16 protein-coding genes are annotated in these 22,421 nt (G+C 73.7%); 9 read left to right on the forward strand and 7 right to left on the reverse strand.

What is annotated here, in order from left to right:
• Nucleotides 1–149: 149 nt before the first annotated feature.
• The gene (locus ACZ6ZI_RS01695; RefSeq protein ID WP_469514410.1) at nt 150–779 is read left to right on the forward strand and encodes a winged helix-turn-helix domain-containing protein; all 630 of its coding nucleotides are present in this window, start codon (nt 150–152) and stop codon (nt 777–779) included.
• A gap of 78 nt (nt 780–857) precedes the next feature.
• Here the strand turns inward: ACZ6ZI_RS01695 and ACZ6ZI_RS01700 are convergent, their stop codons facing one another.
• A complete protein-coding gene (locus tag ACZ6ZI_RS01700) occupies nt 858–2,318 on the reverse strand; it encodes a PepSY-associated TM helix domain-containing protein (protein ID WP_469514413.1) in 1,461 nt (486 codons plus the stop codon).
• A 123-nt stretch (nt 2,319–2,441) separates the two neighbouring features.
• On the reverse strand, nt 2,442–3,485 hold the full coding sequence (locus ACZ6ZI_RS01705) for a hypothetical protein (RefSeq protein ID WP_469514416.1): 1,044 nt from the start codon (nt 3,483–3,485) through the stop codon (nt 2,442–2,444).
• A 108-nt stretch (nt 3,486–3,593) separates the two neighbouring features.
• On the opposite strand from ACZ6ZI_RS01705, the gene ACZ6ZI_RS01710 reads away from it, so the two are divergent.
• From ACZ6ZI_RS01710 to ACZ6ZI_RS01740, 7 genes are all read left to right on the forward strand, one after another.
• A complete protein-coding gene (locus ACZ6ZI_RS01710; RefSeq protein ID WP_363057006.1) occupies nt 3,594–4,163 on the forward strand; it encodes a rhomboid-like protein in 570 nt (189 codons plus the stop codon).
• Nucleotides 4,164–4,231: 68 nt separating this feature from the next.
• Complete coding sequence (locus ACZ6ZI_RS01715) at nt 4,232–5,026, forward strand: tyrosine-protein phosphatase (protein WP_469514420.1); 795 nt, start codon at nt 4,232–4,234, stop codon at nt 5,024–5,026.
• Between the two features lie 142 nt (nt 5,027–5,168).
• Nucleotides 5,169–7,091 carry a hypothetical protein gene (locus ACZ6ZI_RS01720; protein WP_469514423.1) on the forward strand — a complete coding sequence of 641 codons (1,923 nt, stop codon included), beginning with the start codon at nt 5,169–5,171 and terminating at the stop codon, nt 7,089–7,091.
• 131 nt (nt 7,092–7,222) lie between these two features.
• Complete coding sequence (locus ACZ6ZI_RS01725) at nt 7,223–8,119, forward strand: metal-dependent hydrolase (protein ID WP_469514426.1); 897 nt, start codon at nt 7,223–7,225, stop codon at nt 8,117–8,119.
• Nucleotides 8,116–9,159 (forward strand): PDR/VanB family oxidoreductase, encoded by a 1,044-nt coding sequence (locus tag ACZ6ZI_RS01730; RefSeq protein WP_469514429.1) that lies wholly within the window; start codon nt 8,116–8,118, stop codon nt 9,157–9,159. The genes ACZ6ZI_RS01725 and ACZ6ZI_RS01730 overlap by 4 nt, the downstream gene beginning before the upstream one ends.
• A gap of 29 nt (nt 9,160–9,188) precedes the next feature.
• A complete protein-coding gene (locus ACZ6ZI_RS01735) occupies nt 9,189–9,896 on the forward strand; it encodes a TetR/AcrR family transcriptional regulator (protein ID WP_363057016.1) in 708 nt (235 codons plus the stop codon).
• Between the two features lie 36 nt (nt 9,897–9,932).
• Complete coding sequence (locus tag ACZ6ZI_RS01740; RefSeq protein WP_469514433.1) at nt 9,933–10,457, forward strand: GNAT family N-acetyltransferase; 525 nt, start codon at nt 9,933–9,935, stop codon at nt 10,455–10,457.
• Nucleotides 10,458–10,588: 131 nt separating this feature from the next.
• Here ACZ6ZI_RS01740 and pulA read toward each other — a convergent pair whose 3' ends face one another.
• Entirely contained in the window at nt 10,589–15,946 is a 5,358-nt protein-coding gene (pulA, locus tag ACZ6ZI_RS01745; protein WP_469515778.1) for a pullulanase-type alpha-1,6-glucosidase, read from the reverse strand.
• 64 nt (nt 15,947–16,010) lie between these two features.
• Nucleotides 16,011–17,711, reverse strand: a complete 1,701-nt coding sequence (locus ACZ6ZI_RS01750; protein ID WP_469514435.1) for a carbohydrate-binding module family 20 domain-containing protein — start codon at nt 17,709–17,711, stop codon at nt 16,011–16,013.
• A gap of 247 nt (nt 17,712–17,958) precedes the next feature.
• On the opposite strand from ACZ6ZI_RS01750, the gene ACZ6ZI_RS01755 reads away from it, so the two are divergent.
• Entirely contained in the window at nt 17,959–18,660 is a 702-nt protein-coding gene (locus ACZ6ZI_RS01755) for an HNH endonuclease family protein (RefSeq protein ID WP_469514438.1), read from the forward strand.
• A gap of 81 nt (nt 18,661–18,741) precedes the next feature.
• Here ACZ6ZI_RS01755 and ACZ6ZI_RS01760 read toward each other — a convergent pair whose 3' ends face one another.
• The 3 genes from ACZ6ZI_RS01760 to ACZ6ZI_RS01770 all read right to left on the reverse strand — a co-directional run bounded on the left by ACZ6ZI_RS01760 (nt 18,742) and on the right by ACZ6ZI_RS01770 (nt 22,377).
• On the reverse strand, nt 18,742–19,056 hold the full coding sequence (locus ACZ6ZI_RS01760; RefSeq protein ID WP_469514442.1) for a 4a-hydroxytetrahydrobiopterin dehydratase: 315 nt from the start codon (nt 19,054–19,056) through the stop codon (nt 18,742–18,744).
• Nucleotides 19,057–19,708: 652 nt separating this feature from the next.
• On the reverse strand, nt 19,709–20,725 hold the full coding sequence (locus tag ACZ6ZI_RS01765) for a LacI family DNA-binding transcriptional regulator (RefSeq protein WP_469514445.1): 1,017 nt from the start codon (nt 20,723–20,725) through the stop codon (nt 19,709–19,711).
• Entirely contained in the window at nt 20,713–22,377 is a 1,665-nt protein-coding gene (locus tag ACZ6ZI_RS01770) for a glycoside hydrolase family 13 protein (protein ID WP_469514447.1), read from the reverse strand. The genes ACZ6ZI_RS01765 and ACZ6ZI_RS01770 overlap by 13 nt, the downstream gene beginning before the upstream one ends.
• Nucleotides 22,378–22,421 lie beyond the last annotated feature (44 nt).

Raw genomic sequence — 22,421 nt, forward strand, 5'->3', positions numbered from 1 at the left:
GGTGTGTTGCCGCGCGAAGAACGCGCCGGCCCTCTAAAGCCTCCGGGACACCCACCAGAACAGCCCCCGAGGCCTTCGGTCTGCGCGGACCGCAACGACGACGTACGCACGTCTCCTGCCGACTCTCCGCGTGAAAGAGCTGACCACTCATGACGAACGCCCGCTCCATCGCCTCCGCCCCGTCCGCCGCGACCTCCGCCCCCCTCGCCTTCCCCACCGGCCCGCGCCATCGACTGCGGTCCGTGGACCGGGACGAGGTGGCCCGCGTCGTGGACCTCCTGCCGCCCGGCGCCACCTGGCTGCCCGCGCCCCAGCACACCCTTCCGGCCCTCCCGGGCCGGCCGCCGATGGTCGGCTACCTGGTCCTCGTACCCGCCGACCAGCAGCCCCCGATCGCCTTCGCCCCGCAGGCCGTGCCCGGCTCCACCGCCGCCGCGACCGCCGCGACCGCCGCGGCCACCACGGTCCCGACCGCCGCGCCCACGACCGTCACCGGGGACCGGCTCGTGCGCATCGACACCGCGCAGCGCACGGCGGAGGTGGACGGCGAGCTGCTGGACCTGACGTACCTGGAGTTCGAGCTGCTGGCCCACCTCGTGGCCAACCCCCACCGGGTGCACAGCCGCGACCAGTTGGTCACCACCGTGTGGGGCTACGGCCACGTCGGCGACGGCCGTACGGTCGACGTCCACATCGCCCGCCTGCGCCGCAAGCTGGGCGCCTCCCACCGGGGCGCGATCCAGACCGTGCGCCGGGTCGGCTACAAGTACACCCCCTGATCGCGACCGTACGACGGTGGGCCCGCACCCCTTCGGGGGTGCGGGCCCACCGGTCGTCACGGCCGGACGGCGCGCGCCCTACGCGGCCTTGGCCCGACGGCGCGCCACGAACCCGAGGGCCACGTCGCCCGCGAGGAAGACCAGCAGGCTGATCCCCAGCATCGGGACGAACCACCCGACGACCGCCACCACGCAGGCGAGCGGCAGCAGGGTGGTCACTGGCAGGCGGCGCCAGGCGCCGCGCGGCTGGGGGCGCCCCACCGACAGGCGACGCTCCTTGGTGGGCCTGCGCATCCACCACATGCGGTAGCCCCACACGACGAGGAACATGACGGCGACGGCGAGGGCGGCCAGCGCGATCTGGTTGGCGATCCCGAAGGTCAGACCCATGTGCACGTCGATGCCGAAGCGGGTGAGCTTCGCGAGCAACGGATGGTCGGCGAAGCGCAGTTCGTCCATGATCCGGCCGTCGGCGGGGTCCACCGCGACGGCGTCCAGGTGCACCGGCACCTGCTTGTCCGCCTCCTTGATCACGTAGCCCTTGCCCTGGGCGGGCAGGGTCACGCGCAGGCTCTCGGTGACACCCGCCGCGCGGGCGGCGGCGACCGCCCGGTCGATGCCCACATCGGCGGTCGGGGCCGGCGGGGGCATCTCCATGCCCTCGGTCATGACGTGCCCGGCGTGCTCGTCGGAGCCCCCGGCGGCGGCGCCGTCGAGCTTCGCGGCGACGGAGGGGGTGGCCCCGCCGAGGCGGTCCTGGAGCTGCCCGATGTTCTCGCCCGCGTACTTCGACCAGGTCAGGCCGGTGGCGGACAGGACGACGAGTCCGACGACGGCCCACAGGCCGACGGTGCCGTGCCAGGACAGGGTGCGGCGGCGGCCGGTGGCCTTGCGGTCGGGCACGACGAGGTCGGCCTTGCGCGACCGGCGGCGGCCGATCCACAGGGCGAGGCCGCCGAGGGCCACCACCCACAGCCAGCTGGCGGCCAGCTCGCTGTAGTTCCGGCCGAACTCGCCCAGCTGGAGGCTGGAGTGGAACTCGCTCAGCCAGGCCCGCAGGGGCAGCGCGTCACCGGCGATGGTGAGCTGCCCGCGCACGTCGGCGGTGTACGGGTCGACGAAGACGGTGAGGGTCTCGCCCTCGCCGAGTCCCGGGCTCTCCATGATCACCCGGGTGGTGGCGTCGGCCTCGGGCGCGGGCCACACGCCCAGCACCTTGCCGTCGGGGGCGGCGCCCTGGGCGGCCTTCACCTGTTGGCCGAGCGGCAGGGCCGTGTCGCCGACGCGGTCGACCGTCAGCTGGTCGGAGTAGAGGATCCGCTCGGCCTGCCAGGAACCGGCGTACAGCAGGCCGGTGGTGGCGGCGAGGAAGAGGACCGGGGCGATGAGCAGCCCCGCGTAGAAGTGCATGCGCAGGAGCAGCGGGCGCAGGGCGGACCAGCCGCCCTTCGTGCGCGCGGTCGGTCCGGCGGGCGCGTCCGGCGCGTCCGGCTCCGGGGCGTCCCGTACGGGGACGTCCTTGATCTCGTCGAGGGACATGTGGGTCCTAGGGGTTGGCGCAGACAGGGGTGATCGGCCCCGTGGTCTCGCCCCCTCGCCGGACGGACGCGCGCGGCGTGGCCGGCGCGCGGGTGGGGAGGGTGGGTGTGCCGTTCGACCGGCTCAGGCCGGGTACGCCGGGTACGCGCGCCGGTGACCGGTCCGCGCCGCGCGCGGGGCGCGGGCGGTGGGGGTCACCGGGTGGGCGGGGGCGTGACGGCACGGCCTCGGGGCCGTGGTGCGGAGGTCCCGCCGGACGGGTGGGCCGCGGCGCACCGCGGTGTGGGCGTGGACGGCTCCGCGCAGTCGGCGCGGTGGTACGTGGGGGGCGGGCCGCGCGGGCGGCGCCGCGGCGGGGGCCGGCCGCAGGCGCAGCAGGTTCAGGGCGCGGGCCAGCGGTCGGGCGGCGAGCAGCGCGGTGGCCCCGAGGGCGGCGGCGAGCCGGAAGACGGCCGCCTCTCCCCGGGCCAGCCACAGAGCGCAGAACAGGCCTGCCAGGACGTGCGCGGCGATCATGCCGAAGCCGCCGTGCCCGGCCATCGCGGCCACGTCGGCCAGCCCCGCCAGGTCGGGCAGAGCGGCGGGGTCAGGCAGGGCGGCGGGATCGGGCAGGGCGGCGGGATCGGGCAGCGCCGCGGGGTCCGTTCGGCCCGCGAGGTCGACCGCGCCGGTCGGGTCGCCCGTACCGGTCGGGGCAGCCGCAGCGTGGCCCGACCCGGCGGTGGCCGTCGCGCCGTGGCCCGATCCGGCGGTGGCCGTCGCGCCGTGGCCGGATCCGGCGGTGGCCGTCGCGCCGTGGTGCGTACCGGCCGCCGTCGCGCCGTGGCCGGCGTGTGCGTGGTGGCCGGGCATCGGCTCCGGCGCGGACTCCGGGAGGGCTGCGGAGGCGGCCATCGCCGCGTGCGCCCCGCTCGCGGAGAAGGCCACGTGCAGCATGCCCTGGACGGAGAGCAGCGCGGCGGTGATCCCGACGGGCCCGCACCGGCCGCGCCCGGCGGCCATCCAGGCGGGTACGCAGGTCGCCACGAAGGCGCCCAAAAGCCAAGGAATCGGAATGTCCATCCCGGACATGTACGAATGCCCCACCGCACCCAAGGCCACGCACACGGCCGCGAACATCGCGGCCCGCGTGACGCGCATCGGCGCGCGGGATCGGGATTCAGACATGTCCCGGTCATGGTCGCACGGGGGCCCGCCCGCGACCGCGACGGGGCCGTATCCGATCATGTTCCGGTGAACCCATTGCCATGGTCATGGTCAGTACCCCTGGGCGCGGTGTACGCCGGAGGGGTCCAGCTCGGCGCCCTCGTCCTGGAACGACGGGATCCGGCCGCACGGGAGCGCCTGCTGCGCTGCTTCTCGACGAACGTCGACAACCTCGACGCCGGCCACTGGGAAACCCTGCTGACCAGCGCCCTGGTGGTCGAGGAGCCCATGCCGCTGCCCTACGCGCTGCTCCTGGTGGCCGCGCTCGGCTACGCGGAGTACGCGTACGGGGCCTGGTGGACGGCCGCCGCCTTCCTCTTCGGCCACGCCTCGGCGACCCTCCTCGTCCACGGCGTCCTGCGGCGCACCGCGGACACCGCGACCCGGCGGGCCCTGGACGTCGGCACGAGCTACGGGTTCAACGCCGTGCTCGGCGCCCTGACCGCGACCCTGCCCCGCGGGCCGGTGCGCCACGGCGCCCGGGCGGCGCTACTGGCGGTGGGCGCGTGGCCGGTGGTGCGGCGCGGGCGGACCTTCACCGACGCCGGGCACCTGGTGGCGCTGGGCATCGGGATCGGGCTCTCGTTCGCCGTCGATTGTCTTTCCGAAAAGAATCATCGGAAAATCGCTCTGGCATGACCTGAATGCCGCGGATGACCGCCAATCATCCGAATGACACGAGTAAGCCGATCGCTGGAGCCGCCACGATGACCGCCAAGCCCTCCACCACCGTCGCCAACCTCCGCGACCTCGGTGGCACCCCGCTCCCCGGCGGCCGCACCGTCCGCCCCGGCCTCGTCCTGCGCTCGGGCGCCCTCGACCGGCTCGACCTCGACGCCGACCCCGTGGTGGCCGGGCTGGGCCTGCGCACCGTCGTCGACCTGCGCAGCGCTCCCGAGCGCGCCGACCACCCGGACGTGCTGCCCGAGGGCGCCCGGCTGCTGGTGCGCGACGTCCTGGCCGACAAGATGAGCGAGAGCCGGATGCCCGCCGCCGCGCAGCTCAAGGACCTGCTCGCGGACCCGGTGGTGGCCGAGGAGCACCTGGGCGGCGGCAAGGCGCAGGCCCTCTTCGGCTCCGTCTACCGCTCCTTCGTCGTCACCGCCTCGGCGCAGGACGCGTACCGGACCCTGCTGAACGAGGTCGCCGACCCGCAGGCGGGCCCGCTCCTCTTCCACTGCACGGCCGGCAAGGACCGTACGGGGTGGGGCGCCACCGTGATCCTCGCGCTGCTCGGCGCCGACGAGGAGACCCTGATGGCCGAGTACCTGTCGGTGAACCCGGCGGTCAAGCAGGCCTTCGCCCCGATGATCGAGGGATTCACCGCCGCCGGCGGGGACCCGGACATCGCGCTCGCGCTGATCGGCGTCTTCCCCGACTACCTGGAGGCGGGCCTGGACGAGGTGCGACTGCGCTTCGGTTCCATGGAGAAGTACGTGCGCGAGGGGCTGGGCGTGTCCGACGAGACGGTCGAGGCCCTGCGCGCCCGCCTCGTCGTCTGACCCGGGCGCCCGCCGGACCGCCGGACGGCCCGGCTGCCGGACCGCCCGGCCACCCGGCCACCGCCTCGCCGGGACCCCGGTTCGTCCGAACGCGTGCGCCGGTGGCGGGTGACCATCCGACGAATCGCTCGTTCTGCTGAACGTGACTGCGCCGGACACCGCCACCCGCCCCCCGCTCCCCGACGTCGAGCAGGCCGAGGCCGCCATCGTCGAGCACTACCCGCGGCTGGTGCGGCTCGCCTACCTGGTGCTGCCGCCCGCCCTCGGCCGCAACCGGCGGGTGCTCACCGCGCACTCGCTGGCCCAGCGGGCCCTGCCGCGCGGGCGCCGCGCCCTCGACCCCGCCGCCGTGCGGGGCGGGGTCCCGGCCCAGCGCGCCGGGGCGGACGGCCCCGAGTCCGGGTACGCGTACGTCCGACTGCGCGTGCTGCGCTCCGCCCTGGAGGCGGGGATCCCGCTGACGTTCAGGGCGTTCCCGCTGCGCGGGCAGCTGCCCGCGCCGCTGCCCCGCGTGTGGGGGCTGCGGCTCTTCCCGCGCTCGGGCGGGGCCGAGGAACTGGCCCTGGACCAGTGGCTGGCCACCCTGAACGGTCCCGGTCGCGCCGCCTGCGTCCTGCGGGCCCTGGAGGGGCTCGCGGAGGCGGACGTGCTGCGGGTGCTCGCCCAGGCCGGGGTCGCGGATCCCGAGGCGGCGGTCGCCGAGTCCGGGGATCCGGCGCACGACGGCCTCTTCGCCTCCCCCGAGTTCGACCCGTGCGTGCTCCAGGCCCGGCCCACCGACCTGCTGCGCCGACGCCGGCTGGCCCGCGCCGGGCTCGCCGGGGCGCTCGCCCTCGCGGTGTGCGGGGCGCTGCTGGCGCTGCCCGGCGGCGGGTGGGGCTCCGACGGTCCCGCCGCCCCGCCGTACGCGCGCAACGCGGCGGCGGAGCAGGCCCTGGACCCGGGGCAGCTGACGCGGGTCGCGCCGACGCTGTGGCGCACCTCGTCCCGTACGGACTACGCGGCCTGGCCCGCGCGCGGCGACCGTCTCACCGACGCGGAACTGCTGCGCCGGGCCCTGGCCACCTGGGCCCGGCCCGGGAAGGCGGTGGTGGTCTCCGCGACGCCGGGGACCCCGTCCGGGCCGCCGATGGGGCCGCCCCAGCTGCTGTTCGCGGGGGTCGTCGACCAGGCCGTGGTGGTCCTGTTCCACGACGGGCTGCGCGTGGTGCGCTACGCGGAGCCGCGCTCCGGGACGGCGGGCGCCGCGCTCGACTTCGCCCGGACGGACGGTGCCTCGGCGGACACCGCGACGGGTCTGGTGCTCAGCCGCGTCGACGGCAACGTCCGCTACCTGACGGCCCCCTGGGTGACGGGCGCGGCCCTGCGGGACCTCCTCAAGCCCGGTGAGGCCCCGGCCCCGCTGAAGCTCACCCCGGACGGGATCACCCCGCCGGTGGTGGGTCCGGCCCCGGGCGGGACGTGTACGGGCTGGAACGCGCTGGCCCTGACCGGCGACGGGACGACCCGGCTGGTGACGGACCTGGGCGAGCTGACCCCGGTGCGGCTGACCTCGGGCGCGCCGGGCGCCGCGCGGGACGTCTCGGAGGCGGCGGAACTCGGCGAGTGGTCGAGGATCGCTTGCCTGCTCCCCTCGGTGCGCTCGCACGGGGTGCGTACGGTCAACGCCTGGACGTACGCCAAGCAGCCGCTGCCCGAGGGCGACGGCGCGGCGACCTGGCTGTGCACCCGGGCGGAGACCTGGCGGGGCACGGCGGACCGGGTGCAGGCGCAGTTCCTGGCCCCCGGCGCCCCCCTCGCGGCCCAGGCGGCCAAGGCGGAGGGCTCCGCCGCGTGCGGGCCCCGCGAACCGCGGGTGCTGGCCGGGGTGCTGTGGAAGTCCCGGGCGGGGCAGTGGTACGTACTGGCGGCGGGCAGCGCGCAGTTCACCTCGCTGTCGGTGTCGGGCGAGGGGATCGGCGGCGCCGCGAACGGGAATCGACTGGCCCTCAAGGCCAAGGAGGGCGCGCAGGTCGACCTGTCGGGCAAGCTGACGGACGGCACCACGGCGGGGGTACTGCGCTAGGTCGCCTCTTTCGGATGCTTCGCGACACCGGAGGGTGCGGGGCGGGTCCGGGCCGGCCGAATGCGGTCGGGCCGTGATTTTCGGCGTCGCGGGGGGTTCTCCTCTCCTGTACCGCTCAGTACATTGACGCCATGTCTAATACGCCGCTCGTGCCCGCCCCCGTGGCGTCGGAACACATAGACCTCCAGGCGCGGAACGTCTCCTTCTCCTGGGACGACACCCCGCTCCACTGGCTGCCCGGCGATCCCTTCGCCGGACACACCATCAACGTCCTGCACCTGCTGCTGCCCGCCGGCGAACGCTGGTTCGTCCACGTCTACAAGCAGGTGCTCCCCCACATCACCGACGACCGGCTCCGGGCCGACGTCATCGGGTTCATCGGGCAGGAGGCGACGCACGCCGCCGCGCACGACGACGTGCTCCCCCACCTCAAGCGCCTGGGCCTGGACCCGACGCCCTACACCGCGCAGGTCGACTGGCTCTTCGAGAAGCTCCTCGGCGACCGCACCCTGCCGCCCGGCCGCGCCCGCACGTGGTGGCTCATGGAACGGGTCGCGATGATCGCGGCCATCGAGCACTACACCGCCTTCCTCGGCGACTGGATCCTCAACGCCGAGGAACTCGACCGGCGCGGGGCCGACCCGGTGATGCTCGACCTCCTGCGCTGGCACGGCGCCGAGGAGGTCGAGCACCGCTCGGTCGCCTTCGACCTCTTCATGCACGTGGACGGCAGCTACCGCCGCCGCGCCCGGACCTGGGCCACCGGCTTCGCGGCCCTGGCCTTCCTGTGGCAGCGCGGCGCCCGCTTCTTCATGGAGAACGATCCCCACCTGCCCGCGGCGAAGGCCTCCGTCGCGCAGTTCTTCCGCGCCGGACAGCAGGGCGTCCTCCCCTCGACGGGAGCCATGCTGAAGTCCATCCCCACCTACCTCTCGCGCACCTACCACCCCTCCCAGGAGGGTTCGACGGCCCAGGCCGAGGCCTACCTCGCCTCCTCCCCCGGCGCGGGCGGCGGGGTGCGGCCGTGAAGCGGACCCTCACCGTCACGGCCCTGGCGGGAGCCGCGGTCCTCACCCGGCGCGCACTGCGCCGGCGGGTCCGCCGCTCCCCGCTGTGGCCGCTGCCCGCGCTGGACGTCCCCGTCTCGGGCCACTCCCCGCGCCGGACCCTGCGGGCCCGCGTGGTCTCGCGCACCGAGCCGGCCGAGGGCGTCGTACGGATCGTGCTGGCCTCGGACGAGCTGCCCGCCTGGACGCCGGGGGCGCACGTCGACCTCGCCCTGCCCTCCGGAGCGGTCCGCCAGTACTCGCTGTGCGGGGACCCGGCCGACACCGGCCGCTGGACGATCGCGGTCCGGCTCGTCGAGGACGGTCGCGGAGGCTCCCGCGAGGTCCACGAGGCGCTCGTGGAGGGCGTCGAACTCGCGGTGCGGCCCCCGCGCAACCGCTTCGAGCTCCTCCCCGCGCCCGCGTACGCGTTCGTCGCCGGCGGCATCGGGATCACCCCGATCCTGCCGATGCTGCGGGCCGCGACGGCCGCCGGCGCCGACTGGACCCTGCTGTACGGGGGCCGTTCGCGGGCCACGATGCCCTTCCTGTCCGAACTCGCCGCCTACGGGGACCGGGTCACGCTCCTGCCCGAGGACGAGACGGGCCTGCCCGACCTGACGCCGCTCGCCGGGATCCGGCCGGGCACCCTCGTCTACTGCTGCGGGCCGCAGCCCCTGATGCGGGCCGTCACCGATGCCGTCGCCGACCCGTCGGCCGTGCGCCTGGAACGCTTCGCCCCCGCCGCCGCCGTCGCCGCGCGCCCCTTCACCGTGGAACTGCGCCGCTCCGGCACCTCGGTGGAGGTCGCGGCGGACGAATCGACCCTGACGGCCGTCCGACGCGCCCTGCCCGACACCCCGTACTCCTGCGAACAGGGCTTCTGCGGAACCTGCCGGCACCGCGTCCTGGCCGGCCCCGTCGACCACCGCGACGACCTCCTGACCGACGCCGAACGCGCCGACTCCATGCTCCTGTGCGTCTCGCGGGCCGCGGAAGACCGGATCGCCCTGGACCTGTAGCGCGCCGGTCGGAGAAGTAGGGTGTCGGCATGACAACCGGGGTGCGGCGCAGGATGGGTGTCGAGGAGCGGCGGCAGCAGCTGATCGGGGTTGCCCTGGAGCTGTTCAGCAACCGGTCGCCCGACGACGTGTCGATCGACGAGATCGCCGCCGCGGCCGGGATATCGCGGCCGCTGGTCTACCACTACTTCCCCGGCAAGCTGAGCCTGTACGAGGCCGCGCTGCGGCGGGCCGCCGACGAGTTGGCGCAGCGGTTCGAGGAGGCGCACGAAGGACCGCTCGGGGCGCGGCTGTTGCGGGTGATGGGGCGTTACTTCGCGTTCGTCGACGACCACGGCCCGGGTTTCTCGGCGTTGCTGCGGGGCGGCCCGGCGGTCGGCAGCAGCCGGACCAACGCGATGATCGACGAGGTCCGGCAGGCGGCGTACGAGCAGATCATCACCCACATCGGGGTGCAGGACCCGCCGGCCCGACTGGAGCTGGTGGTGCGCTCCTGGGTGTCGCTGGCCGAGTCGACGGCGCTGCTGTGGCTCGACGGCCGTCGCATCCCGCGCGGCGAGCTGGAGTTGCAGCTGGTGCACGACTTCGCGGCCCTGGCCGCCGTGAGCGCGGCGTACGACGAGGAGATGGCGGGGATCCTCGTACGGATCCTGGCGGACGAGCCCGCCGACGGGCCGTTCGGGGAGCTGGTCGCTCGACTGGCCGCGCTGGTACCCGGTCCCCGCACGGGAGAATGAGCCGCCGCCGGCGGTCCGGTTGCCGATAATGCCCAGGTGATCATTGAAGACGGGGTGTTGTTCCGGCAGGCCGCGGAGAAGGACGCCGGCACGCTGGTGGAACTGTACGACCGGGCCGCCCGCTGGATACTGGCGCGCGGCATCGAGCAGTGGAAGCCGGGCGACAAGGACGAGGCGCACTTCCGTGCCCGGATGCGCGACGGCGAGGTGTGGCTCGCGCAGGACGCGGACGGGCACGTCGTCGGCGGGTACGAGCTGTGGTGGTCCGACGAGGAGGCCTGGGGCGTGCAGCCGCCGGTCGCGGGCTACGTGCACCGGCTGATGGTGGAGCGGGAGGCGGCTCCCCCCGGCACCGGGATGCGGATGCTGGTGCACGCCGAGCGGCGGATCGCCCGCACCGGGAGGGACCGGGCGCGGCTGGACTGCGTGTCGACGAACCCGCGGCTGCTGGAGTACTACCGGGGCGCGGGCTACCGGATCGTCGGCGAGTTCCCGCACAAGGAGGGCAAGGACGGCCGGGTCTACGGGGTGATCCTGCTGGAGCGGCGCCTCGACGTGTGAGCCGGCCGCGCGCGGCACGCAAGAGGCCGGCGCCGACCCCGGGGAGCGGGGGCCGGCGCCGACCTCGTCGTGCGGGTGCCCGGACGGTCGGGCGGTCGGGCGGGCGGTCGGGCGGTCGGGCGGTCGGGCGGTCAGGACCGCTTGAAGACGGCCACCGTCCGCGCCGGTACGGTGAACTCCCCCGTGGCCGCTTCGTACGCGGCGCCCTTGACCACCGGGTCCGCGCCGCCCGCCTGGAGCGGGTGCAGGGCGTGGCCGACGCCCGCGAGGGCCGGGATCCGCTGGGCCCGCCGCTCGGGGCCGGCGTTGAAGACGACCACCAGGTCACCGAGGGCCATGGTGAGCACGCCCGGGGTCTCGTCCGGGCCCGACAGCGGGAACGACAGCCGCGCCTGGACCGCCTCGGCGGTGGTGAGGGCGAAGGCCGGTTCCGTCGTACGGATCCGCAGCAGGTCGCGGTAGGCGGCGGAGGCTCCGCCGATCTCGGCGCAGCCGGGGACCGGACCGGTCAGCAGGGGCTTGGCATAGGTCCACTTGGAGCGGTTGTCGGCGGCGGGCGGCAGGCCCCGGCCGAAGCCGTTGCCGTCCCGGCAGTCCCAGTGCAGGGCGTTGAACCAGTCGCCGCTGTCGTAGGAGTTGCGGTCCAGGGACTTCGAGCGGAGCAGGTCGGTACCCGCCTGGGAGAGGGCGGGGCCCTGGGAGAGCGCGGCCGTGGCCATGGCCAGGACCTGTGCGCGGGCCCGGTCGGCCGGGGTGGTGCCGGCCGGCAGCTTGTAGGCGAGGGCGTCGTAGAGGGTCTCGTTGTCGTGGGCGTCCGCGTAGGCGAGGGCGTCGCCGGGGGCGGCGGCGTAGCCGGCGGGGGCGCCGTTGTAGTCGACGTCGGAGCCCTTGACGCGGCGGCCGGTGGAGTCGGTGAAGGAGTAGGAGGCCAGGTTGCCGGAGAGGCCGACCTTCAGGAGGTCCTGGGCGTGCAGCAGGCGGGCGCGCTGCTCGGTGGTGGTGCCGTTGGCCGGTGAGCCGTTCGGGTCGGTGAACAGGCCGCTGGCGAAGCCCTGGACGCGCGGGTCCTCGTCGAAGGGGCCGCCGCCGCGCACGGCGTCGCGGGCGCGGTCGGAGAAGGTGGCGATGCCCGTGCCGGCCATGTTCTTCTGGGTGGCCTGCACGAAGCGGGCGTCGTCGGCGATCTCGCCGAAGTTCCAGCCCTCCCCGTAGAGGACGATCCTCTTCCCGTCGACGCCGTCCTTGGCGACGGTCAGGGAGTCGAGGGCCTTGCGGACGGCCAGGATGTTGGCCTTCGGGTGGTGGCCCATCAGGTCGAAGCGGAAGCCGTCGACCTTGTACTCCTTGGCCCAGGTGACGAGGGAGTCCACGACGAGGCGGCCCATCATGGCGTTCTCGGGGGCGGTGTTGGCGCAGCAGGTGGAGGTGGCGACGGTGCCGTCGGCCAGCAGCCGCTGGTAGTAGCCGGGCACCACGCGGTCCAGGACCGACTTGTCGTCCTGTCCGGCGGCCACGGTGTGGTTGTAGACCACGTCCATCACGGTGCGCAGTCCGGCCCCGTTCAGGGACTGGACCATCCTGCGGAACTCGACGGTGCGGGCGGTGCCGTTCGGGTCGGAGGCGTACGAGCCCTCGGGGACGGTGTAGTGCAGCGGGTCGTAGCCCCAGTTGTAGGAGTCCTTCGCGGCGGCGGCCGCCACGCAGGCCTGCTGTTCCTCCGAGTCGGGGGCGAAGACCTTCAGGTCGCAGGCGGGTTCGGTGCGGTCGGCGGCCTTCTCGGGGATGGTGCCGAGGTCGAAGGCGGGCAGCAGGTGGACGTAGGAGGTGCCGGCGCCGGCCAGGTCGCGCAGGTGCCGCATGCCGGCGGAGTCGGTGTCGGTGAAGGCCAGGTAGCGGCCGGGGTGCTTCGAGGTGCGGTCCGCGACGGAGAAGTCGCGGACGTGGAGTTCCTGGATCTGGGCGTTGGTGAAGGGGACGGCCGCCGGCTTGCGCAGGTCCTTCCAGCCGGGCGGGGCCAGCTTCGGGTCGGCGAGGTCCACGACCAGGCTGTGGGTGGAGTCGGCGGTCAGGGCGGTGGCGTACGGGTCGGTGACCAGGTTGCGGACCATCGAGCGGGTGCTCGGGGCCCAGACGCTCACCGCGTAGCGGTACGGCTTCCCGGACCAGGAGCGTTCGCCGCGCACCGACCAGACGCCGGTGGCGTCGTCGCGGCGCATGGGGACGGTGCGGCCGTCGAGTTCGAGGGAGACCTCGCGGGCGGTGGGGGCCCAGACGGAGAGGGTGGGGCGGCCGTCCTTGAAGACGGGGCCGAGGGGGGTGTCGTTGGCGTACAGGTCGTCGAGGACGCCGGCGAGCTGGACGCCGGTGGCGGCGAGGACGGCGCCGTTCGCGGCGCGGGCGCTCGCGACGAGTTGGCCGCGCAGGGCCTCGCGGACCCGGTCGCGGTCGCGGGGGTCGACGGTGTGGGCCGCGTACGCCGCCAGGTGCGGGAACCTCTGCTTTTGGGCGGGGGTGAGGGCGGAGCGGTTCAGGCGCAGCCAGGCGGCGCCGTTCTCGCGCAGGGTGCCGTTCTCGGCGGTGACCTTGCCCTCGCGGGAGGCGAGGAGCTGGACGGAGGCGGCGGTGTCGGGGGCGTTCCAGGCGAGGGTGTCGCGGTCGATCCAGACGGCGTGGGCCTTGGTGAGGTCGACGGCGGCGGCCGAGCCGGCGGGCTGGGGCAGGAGGTGGTTCTCCTTGCCGGCCAGCAGCCACACCTCGTGGCCGGTGCCCTTGAGGTCGAGGGACCGGTCCGAGGGGAGGTCCTTCTCGTCGCCCTTGTGGAGGATGTAGCTCAGGGAGGTCGCGCCGGCGGCGAGGGGGACCTCGTAGACGGCGCCGTAGGAGTCGGTGCGCACGGGCATGAGCGGCTTCGACCAGTCGGTCGGGTTCGCGGCGCCGGTCCACACGTGCAGGCCCCAGCCTTCGTGGGCGCCGTCGGGGCGCTGGTAGTGCAGGACGGCCTTGGAGGTGTCGGCCGGGGGCAGGTCGGGCCGCTGGGTGCGGACGGGTTCCTTGCCCTGTTCGAGCCAGATCTCGCCGGTCTTCGTGACGTCGAGGACGCGGTCGGCGGCGACGTCCTTGTTGCCGTCCTTGTCGATGACGAGGTAGCCGACGGAGGTGGCGCCGGGCTTCAGGCGGACGTACGCGAAGGCCCCGTAGGCGTCGCGGCCGGTGAAGCCGTGCCCCTCGGGCCAGGGCTTGGCCTCGCCGTCGGCGAGGTCGCCCCAGGCGTACAGACGCCAGTTCGCGTAGTCCCCGTCGGGCCGGTTGTAGTGGACGACGGCGTACTCGCGCTGCGTGGCGGTCGGGACCTCCGCGGGCGGGGTCCGGCCGGCCGCGGACGCGGCGAGCGCGCCGGCGGTGTGTCCGGCGGAGTCGACGACGACGGCCTTGTAGCGCAGGGGCGTCCCCTCGGCGGCGTCGACGTGCTGGGTGACCCGGTAGGGGGCGTGGTCGGCGGAACCGAGGACCTGCCAGGGGCCGTTGCCGACCTGGGCCGCGAACACGACCCGGTTCAGGGCGCCGCCCGTGACCTCGGCGCCCACCTCGACGGTGCCGGTGGCGCCGGCGGCCGGGGCCTTGAGCGTGAGGGTGGGGCCGGTGGCGGGCTTGGCCTGCGGGGTCTCGGCGCGCAGCACGACGGAGCCGTACGCGGGCACGGGCACGGTCAGCTTGCCGCCGGCGGAGGCGCGCAGCAGCGCGGTGCCCCCGTACAGGGTGCGGTACTGGACTCCGGCGGGGGCGTCGATCTCGACGGTGCGGCCCTCGGCGGCGTTGTTCGCGGCGACGAGGTACTCGGTGCGGGACTTCGCGTCGGTGCGGGCGAAGGCGTACACGGAGCCGTCGGCGAGGCGCTCGCTCTGGACGCCGTCGCGCAGCGCCGGGTGCTCGCGGGTGAGCTTCGAGAGGGCGGCGATCTGCCGGTAGAGGGGGTGGCCCGGGTCGTGGGCGTCGGCGGCGTGGGTGCGGTCGGTGCCCAGCTGGTCGTCGTCGAGGTAGTCGGCGACGCGGGAGGCGAAGAGCGGCTGGCGGGAGTCCTTGTCGCCGCCGGCGCCGGTGAAGCCCTGCTCGTCGCCGGAGTAGACGACGGGGTTGCCCCGGGTGAGGAACATCAGCTCGTTGGCGAGCCGGTAGCGGGCGAGCAGTTCCCGCTCGTCGGCGCCCGGCCGGTCCTGCTTCAGGAAGGTGCCGAAGCGGCCCATGTCGTGGTTGCCGAGGAAGGTGACCTGCTCGTAGGCGTTGGCCTTGTCGGTGGTGTACCGGTAGTCGTCGGCGAGGACGGAGCCGAGGCGGGAGGCGGGCGCGCCCTGGGAGGCGTAGGCGCGCAGGGCGTCCTGGAGCGGGAAGTCGAGGGTGGCGTCGAGGCGGCCGCGGGTCACGTAGGGGGAGGTGACGGCGGTGTCGGCGGAGTAGACCTCGCCGAACATGAAGAAGTCCTCGCGTCCGCGCTCGGCCGCGTACTTGTCGAGTGCGGTGGCCCACTGGGTCCAGAACGCGGTGTCGACGTGCTTGACGGTGTCGATGCGGAATCCGTCGATGTCGAAGTCCCGCACCCACTTCTCGTAGATCTTCTCCATGCCCCGGACGACCTCGGGACGCTCGGTCCACAGGTCGTCGAGGCCGAAGAAGTCGCCGGTGCCGGAGGATTCGCCGGCGAAGGTGGAGTCGCCCCGGTTGTGGTACATCGTCGGGTCGTTGAGCCAGGCGGGGACCTTCAGGTTCTTCTTGCCCTCGGGCACGAAGGGGGTGCGCGGGAAGGAGTCGGCGTCGACGGGCGGGAACGCGCCCTTGGCGGTGTCGTCGAAGGGCACGCCGTCCTTCTTCAGGTAGGGGAAGGCCCCTTGCGACAGGTGGCCGTACGCGCCCTCGCGGTAGTCGACGACGTCGGCGGTGTGGTTGGTGATGACGTCGAAGAAGACCTTCATCCCCTTGGCGTGGGCCTTGTCGACGAGGCGTTCCAGGTCGGCGTTGGTGCCGAAGTGCGGGTCGACCTGGGTGAAGTCGGTGATCCAGTAGCCGTGGTAGCCGGCCGAGACGTCGTCTCCCTTGCCCTGTACCGGCTGGTTCTTGAAGATCGGCGCCATCCAGATCGCCGTGGTGCCCAGGCCCTTGATGTAGTCCAGCCGGTCGGTCAGCCCCTTGAGGTCGCCGCCCTGGTAGAAGCCCTTGTCGGTCGGGTCCAGGCCCGTCTGCAGCCGGGAGCCGGTCAGGCCGCCCCGGTCGTTCTTCGGGTCGCCGTTCGCGAACCGGTCCGGGAGGACGAAGTAGAACTGCTCCCGGGTCAGGTCGTGGCGGGCGGGCTCCTTGGCCAGTTTCGCGTCGGAGGGCGGGGCGGGAGCCCGGTCGGCGGTGGCCGCCGCGGGCAGGGCGGGCAGGAGCGTCACGGCCAGCGCGGCGGCGAGGGCTCCTGCGGCGGGGCGTATCAAGGCGGATCTCCTTGGGTACGGGATGAGGGCCGCCCGGCGGTGGCGGGGATCGTGAGTGCCGGGCGGCCCTGGTCGGGGGCGCTGCGGTTCAGTCGCGCCAGGTGTCGGTCAGCGTGACCTTGCCGCCCGCGGGGGCGGTCGCGGTGCGGTTGGCCCCGCTCTCCCAGGTCACGTTCCCGGCGGCGTCCTTGCGGACGTACTTGTACGAGAAGGCGGTGCCGGGCGGGAGCGTGACGTCGAGCTTCCACACCGGGTAGGCGGCCGGGTCGAGCTTCGGCGCGACGGCGGTGTTCCAGGAACCCAGCTCGGGGCGGTCCCCGACGACGTGGATGTTCTGGCCGGGGACGGTGTTGGCGTTGACGGCGAGGGAGGCGCCGGCCCCCGCGCCGGGCGGGGTGCCGGCGCAGGTACGGGCGCCGACGTGGAGGGCGAGCGCGGTCCCGGCGCCGACCGTGGCGGTGAAGCGGCCGGCGGAGTCCACCGACACCGGGCGTCCGCTCTGGACGTCGCAGTAGTCGCCGGCGGGCAGCGAGGTCTGGAACGTGCGGGTCAGGGCGGAACCCTCGTGGTTGATCACCACGTAGCCCTTGTTCCCCCGGCCGAACGCGATCCGGTCGCCGCCGTCGTCCCACCAGCCGGTGACGGCCTGGCCGCGCACGGCGTTGCGGAAGCCGACCATGGAGGAGATCTCCCGCCAGGCGTGCTGGCACTTCCACCCGTCGGTGTAACAGGCGTTCACCTTGCCGCCGTTGGGCGGTCCGGCGTCCTTGTCGCTCCACTCGTAGCCGGAGTGGACGTCGGGCGAGCCGTAGGGCCAGGCCAGCATGAACACGTTTCCGAGCGTGTAGGCGGAGCCGTCCTTGTAGCTGAGGGTGTCTCCGACGCGCTCGGTGTCGTGGTTGTCGACGAACACCCCGGACCGCCCGCCCGGCATGTGTCCCCAGGCCTCGCCGAAGTTCTTGAGGTAGGCGAGGTTCTCGCCTCGGAAGACCCGCTGGAGGTCCCGGGCGTACCGGAACTCCTGCACGTCGCCGTTGCCGAGGTACTCGTCGGGGGACACGGCCTCGCCGGCCCCGTGTATGGCCTCCTGCTTCCAGTAGACGCCCGGACTGCTCAGCCGGGACTTGATGTTCGCGAGGTCGGCGGCGGGCATGTGCTTGGCGGCGTCGATCCGGAAGCCGTCGACGCCGAGCGACAGCAGGTCGTTCAGGTACCCGGCGACGCGGCCCCGTACGTAGTCCTCGCCGGTGTCGAGGTCCGCGAGCTGGACGAGCTCGCAGTTCTGCACGTTGCCGCGGTTGCGGTAGTCGGTGATGACGGACCGGCAGTCGTCCATGTCGGAGCCCGAGTAGATGCCGGGGTACCCGTACTTCGTGTACGAGGAGCCGCCGGTCCCGACCCCGTCGCCGGCCGCCATGTGGTTGATCACGGCGTCGGCGACGACCTTCACGCCGGCGGCGTGGCAGGTGTCGACCATGGCCTTGAACGCGGCCCGGTCGCCCAGCCGCCCGGCGATCCGGTAGCTGACGGGCTGGTACGAGGTCCACCACTGGGAGCCCTGGATGTGCTCCTGCGGGGGCGAGACCTGCACGAACCCGTACCCGGCGGGCCCGAGCGATTCGGTGCAGGCCTTGGCCACGGACTCGAACCGCCACTCGAAGAGGACGGCGGTGACGTCCTTGTCGCCCGGCGGGGCGGCCTGCGCCTGGGGCACCTGGAGGCCGAACGTGGCGGCGGCCAACGCGGCCACCACCGGCAGGGCTCTGCCGGCGCGTACGGATCGAGCCATGGGGGGGGTCCTCCTGGCGGGAAGGGGTGGGGGTTGCTCGCGACCGTAGAGGGCCCCCCGAACTGTTGCAAGAGTTTGCGCAAGAGATTGCAGAATTGTTTCCGCCCCACAGGCGCGCTCCACCCGCACGCCGGCGACGGACGGCCCCGCGCAGTGCCGTTTTTGCAGGTGAACCTGACGGCCGGCCGGCCCATCCGCCGGCCGCGCCCCCACGCGGGCCCGCCCGCGAGCCGCTACACCCCACCGTGTGATCAAGAACCTTCTGGGTCGCGGCCTGCCCGCGCTCGCCCTGACCGCCCTGCCCCTCCTGGCCACCGCCCCGGCCGAAGCCGCTCCCGTCACCCCGGCCGCCCCGGCCGCCGCCGCGGCCCCCGGCTCACCGGCCCTCCGCGGCCGGGTCTTCCCCGAACCCCCGCCCGCCGACGTCGCCCGCGCCGAACTCGACCGGCTCGTGGTCGAACCCCCGCACTCCATGGCCGGCTACAGCCGCGCCATGTTCCCCCACTGGGCCCGGCAGTACGGCGAGTGCGACACCCGCGAGGTCGTCCTGTCCCGCGACGGCCAGGGCGTCACCCAGGACTCCACCTGCCGCGCCATCGAGGGCACCTGGTACAGCGAGTACGACGCCCAGGACATCGACACGGCATCGAGGATCGACATCGACCACATGGTCCCGCTGGCCAACGGCTGGCGCTCCGGCGCCGACACCTGGAGCACGGACAAGCGCAAGCGGTTCGCGAACGACCTGGACAACTCCCAGCTCATCGCGGTGTCCGCCTCGTCCAACCGCTCGAAGGGCGACCAGTCCCCCGACCAGTGGGCCCCGCCGAACCTGGACTACTGGTGCACCTACTCCAGAGCCTGGACCCACATCAAGAGCCTCTACGCACTGAGCATCACCACCCCGGAGAAGGACAGGCTCATCACGATGCTCAACACCTGCGCCTGACCCCCGATCCGGGACCCCCGGGTCCCGGACCCCCACCCCTCACTCCCGCCCCGGCACCTTCCCCCCGACGGCGCTCCTCGATCAGTCCAGGGGAAGGGCTTGGTGCGCGGCGACGATGGCATCGATGCGACGCGCCAAGTCGAAGTCGGCGGCGGTGAGTCGGTAGCCCGCGTCGTGTGTGGTGACGGACGCACGCAGGTGATCGATGCGCAGGTCGAGATCCGCGTGGTGCTGGACGCGCCGCGACCGATCGGCGATCGTCACGATCGCCGCCACCGCCGCGTGGTAACGGATCGCGTAGGTCCGCGTGATCTCGTTCCCCACCCTCTCCCAACCGGGCAGGTCGACCAGGCGATCGGCGATCTCGGCATCGGACAACGGCTCTGGTACGCCCATGTCAGCTCCCCCTACCCACCGGCGCCAGGACCTCGGCCAGGTCCCGGCCCACCGGTGCATCGTGCCACGGCCGTCACCAACGTCGAACCCGCCTACGACCAGCCCCGGACGGCCGACGGACGCCAAGCAAGGAGAAGCGCGTAGCGATCTGACGCGCCCGGGTGCTCCGCAGGACGGTCTCGTCGACTTTTCGTGCGGGTAGGCCGTGGGCTCGGCCCCCAAAGGGGCTGTGAGGGCCCGGATGCCCGGTGGGCCCGTGGGATGGCCGCTCGCTGGTCGCTGATGCGGGGTCGTCCCTGCTCCTGCCCCGTGGCCGTTCTTTCGGGGGTTTCCCGACAGTCTTCGTTCGTCCGGGGCGGGACGGGCGGTCAAGGGTGGCCGAAGGCCATCACGCAGTGACGCGAACGAAGTGAGCGCCCTTGAGGGCCCGGCCCGCACCGGAGAGACGATGAGACTGACGGGAAACCCCCAGCACCTCCCCGACCCCGCCCGGGCGGGGCAGCCACCCGCCCCACCCCACCCGCAGACGAAGCGGCGGACGGGCAACCACCGGCCCGCCCCACCGGGTCGAGGGGGAGATGGCCGGCCCGCACCGCGACGGCGTACCGCCCAAGGCCGATCGCCGGCCCGCACCGCGACGGCGTACCGCCCCCTACCCCCCCACCACCGGTCCCGTGGAGCCGCGTACGACCAGTTCCGGTTGGAAGACGTACTCCGTGCGCTCCACCGGGGTTCCCGCGACCGCTTCGAGCAGGGCGCCGACGGCCGCCGTGGCCATCGCGCGCACGGGTTGGCGGACGGTGGTCAGCGGCGGGTCGGTGAAGGCGATCAGCGGGGAGTCGTCGAAGCCGACGACCGACACGTCCTGCGGTACACGCAGGCCCCGCTCACGGGCGGCACGGATGACTCCCAGGGCCATCATGTCGCTGGCGCACACCACCCCGGTGCAGCCCCGGTCCAGGAGGGCCCCGCCCGCCGCGTGGCCGCCCTCGACGGTGAACAGCGTGCGCTGCACGAGCCCGTCGGCGTCGGCTCCGGGCAGGGCGGCGAGGAAGCCCTGCTCCTTGCGGGCGGAGGGGACGTAGCGCGTCGGGCCGATGGCCAGGCCGATGCGGCGGTGTCCCAGTTCCTCCAGGTGGCGTACGGCCATCTCCGCCGCCGCCCGGTCGTCGGGGGAGACGAACGGGGCGCTGATCGCCGGGTTGAACCCGTTGATCAGCACGAACGGCACCCCGCGCGCGGCGAGGCGCCGGTAGCGCTCGGGGTCGGCGGCGGAGTCGGCGTGCAGCCCCGACAGGAAGACGATGCCCGTGACCCCCCGTTCCTCCAACTGCTCGACGAGTTCGTCCTCGGTGGCTCCGCCCGGTGTCTGCGTGCAGAGCACGGGGGTGTACCCGTGTCCGGCCAGGGCCTGCTCGATGACCTGGGCGAACGCCGGGAAGATGGGGTTGGTCAGCTCGGGTATGAGCAGCCCGACGAGTCCGTTGCTGCGGCGTTTGAGTCGCACGGGCCGCTCGTAGCCGAGCACGTCGAGGGCGGCCAGCACCTTGTGTCGGGTGCCGGACGCCACCCCCGCTTTGCCGTTGAGCACGCGGCTGACGGTGGCCTCGCTGACCTGGGCCTGCGCGGCGATGTCCGTCAGTCGCAGCGGCGTTGTCACCCCCGCCACCACACGGTGGTGTCGGCGTCGAGGAGCACGAACCCTTCCTCGTCCGCGACCGGCGCCTCGCCGACCGGTGCCTCGCCGACCGACGCCTCGCCGACCGACGCCTCCGCGCCGCTCGCCAGCAGGACAGTGCCCGGGGCGGTGATCCGTACGGCCTCTCCGGTCGTGTTGACGGTGCAGACGAAGCCGCCGCGGCGGAAGGCCAGGGTGCCCGCGGGCGCGTCCAGCCACGCGACGGCGTCTCCGGCGCCGAGGTCGGGGTCCTGCCGCCTGATGCGCAGGGCGGCGCGGTAGAGCTCCAGAGTGGAGTGCGGGTCCCCGGTCTGCGCGGCCACGCTCAACCCCGCCCACTCCGCCGGCTGCGGCAACCAACTACCACCCTCACCGAACCCGTACGGAGCCTCCTCACCCGACCACGGAATCGGCACCCGACACCCGTCCCGCAACCCCTCCTGACCCGTCGCACGATGAAACGCCGGATCCTGACGCACCCCGTCCGGCAGATCCGTCACCTCCGGCAGACCCAACTCCTCCCCCTGATACACATACGCCGACCCCGGCAACGCCAACATCAACAACGCCGCCGCCCGCGCCCGCGCCACACCCCGCACCCCACCCCCATACCGCGTCACATGCCGCACCACATCATGATTCGACAACACCCACGTCGTCGGAGCCCCCACGGGGCGCATGGCGTCGAGGGAGTCGTCGATGGTGGCGCGCAGCGCCTCGGCGTCCCATCCGGTGCTCAGGTAGTGGAAGTTGAAGGCCTGGTGCAGTTCGTCGGGGCGCAGGTACAGCGCGGTGCGGTCGGCGCTGGGCGTCCAGGCCTCGGCGACGCCGATGCGGTCGCCGGCGTACTCGTCGAGGACGGTCCTCCAGGAGCGGTAGATCTCGTGGACGCCGTCCTGGTCGAAGAAGGGCAGGACCTGGTTGCCGAGGAGCTTGAGCTGTTCGCTGTGGCCGAGGTCGGGCAGGCCGGGGGCCTTGACGAGGCCGTGGGCGACGTCGATGCGGAAGCCGTCGACGCCCAGGTCCAGCCAGAAGCGCAGGACGGAGCGGAACTCGTCCTGGACGGCGGGGTGCTCCCAGTTGAAGTCGGGCTGTTCGGGGGCGAACAGGTGCAGGTACCACTCGCCGTCGGCGACCCGGGTCCAGGAGGGGCCACCGAAGAGGGACTCCCAGTCGTTGGGCGGCAGTTCGCCGTTCTCGCCCTGTCCGGGGCGGAAGTGGAAGCGTTCGCGCAGCGGGCTGCCGGGGCCTTCGCGCAGCGCCTGCTTGAACCATTCGTGCTGGTCGGAGCAGTGGTTGGGGACGAGGTCGACGATGATGCGCAGGCCCAGGGCGTGGGCCTCGCGGATGACGGCGTCGGCGTCGTGGAGGGTGCCGAACATGGGGTCGATGGCCCGGTAGTCGGCCACGTCGTAGCCGGCGTCGGCCTGCGGGGAGGCGTAGAAGGGGCTCAGCCAGACGGCGTCGACGCCGAGTTCCTTCAGGTAGGGCAGCCGGCCGCGGATGCCTTCGAGGTCCCCCATGCCGTCTCCGTTGGAGTCGGCGAAGCTGCGCGGATAGACCTGGTAGATCACCGCGTCTCTCCACCAGCCGGGCAGGGTGCCGGAGGTGGTGGGAAGTGCGTCGGCGAGGTGCTGGGTCATGGTGTCCTTGAAGAGATCGGGCCGGGGGTGGGAGGGGGCGGGCG

The sequence above is a fragment of the Streptomyces sp. NPDC103540 genome (assembly GCF_055584445.1).

Coding starts and splice junctions, on each gene's coding strand:
- ACZ6ZI_RS01700 (WP_469514413.1), bottom strand. CDS start 2,318: ATGTCCCTCGACGAGATCAAGGACGTCCCCGTACGGGACGCCCCGGAG.
- ACZ6ZI_RS01735 (WP_363057016.1), top strand. CDS start 9,189: ATGACAACCGGGGTGCGGCGCAGGATGGGTGTCGAGGAGCGGCGGCAG.
- ACZ6ZI_RS01725 (WP_469514426.1), top strand. CDS start 7,223: ATGTCTAATACGCCGCTCGTGCCCGCCCCCGTGGCGTCGGAACACATA.
- ACZ6ZI_RS01705 (WP_469514416.1), bottom strand. CDS start 3,485: ATGTCTGAATCCCGATCCCGCGCGCCGATGCGCGTCACGCGGGCCGCG.
- ACZ6ZI_RS01715 (WP_469514420.1), top strand. CDS start 4,232: ATGACCGCCAAGCCCTCCACCACCGTCGCCAACCTCCGCGACCTCGGT.
- ACZ6ZI_RS01695 (WP_469514410.1), top strand. CDS start 150: ATGACGAACGCCCGCTCCATCGCCTCCGCCCCGTCCGCCGCGACCTCC.
- ACZ6ZI_RS01770 (WP_469514447.1), bottom strand. CDS start 22,377: ATGACCCAGCACCTCGCCGACGCACTTCCCACCACCTCCGGCACCCTG.
- ACZ6ZI_RS01750 (WP_469514435.1), bottom strand. CDS start 17,711: ATGGCTCGATCCGTACGCGCCGGCAGAGCCCTGCCGGTGGTGGCCGCG.
- ACZ6ZI_RS01760 (WP_469514442.1), bottom strand. CDS start 19,056: ATGGGCGTACCAGAGCCGTTGTCCGATGCCGAGATCGCCGATCGCCTG.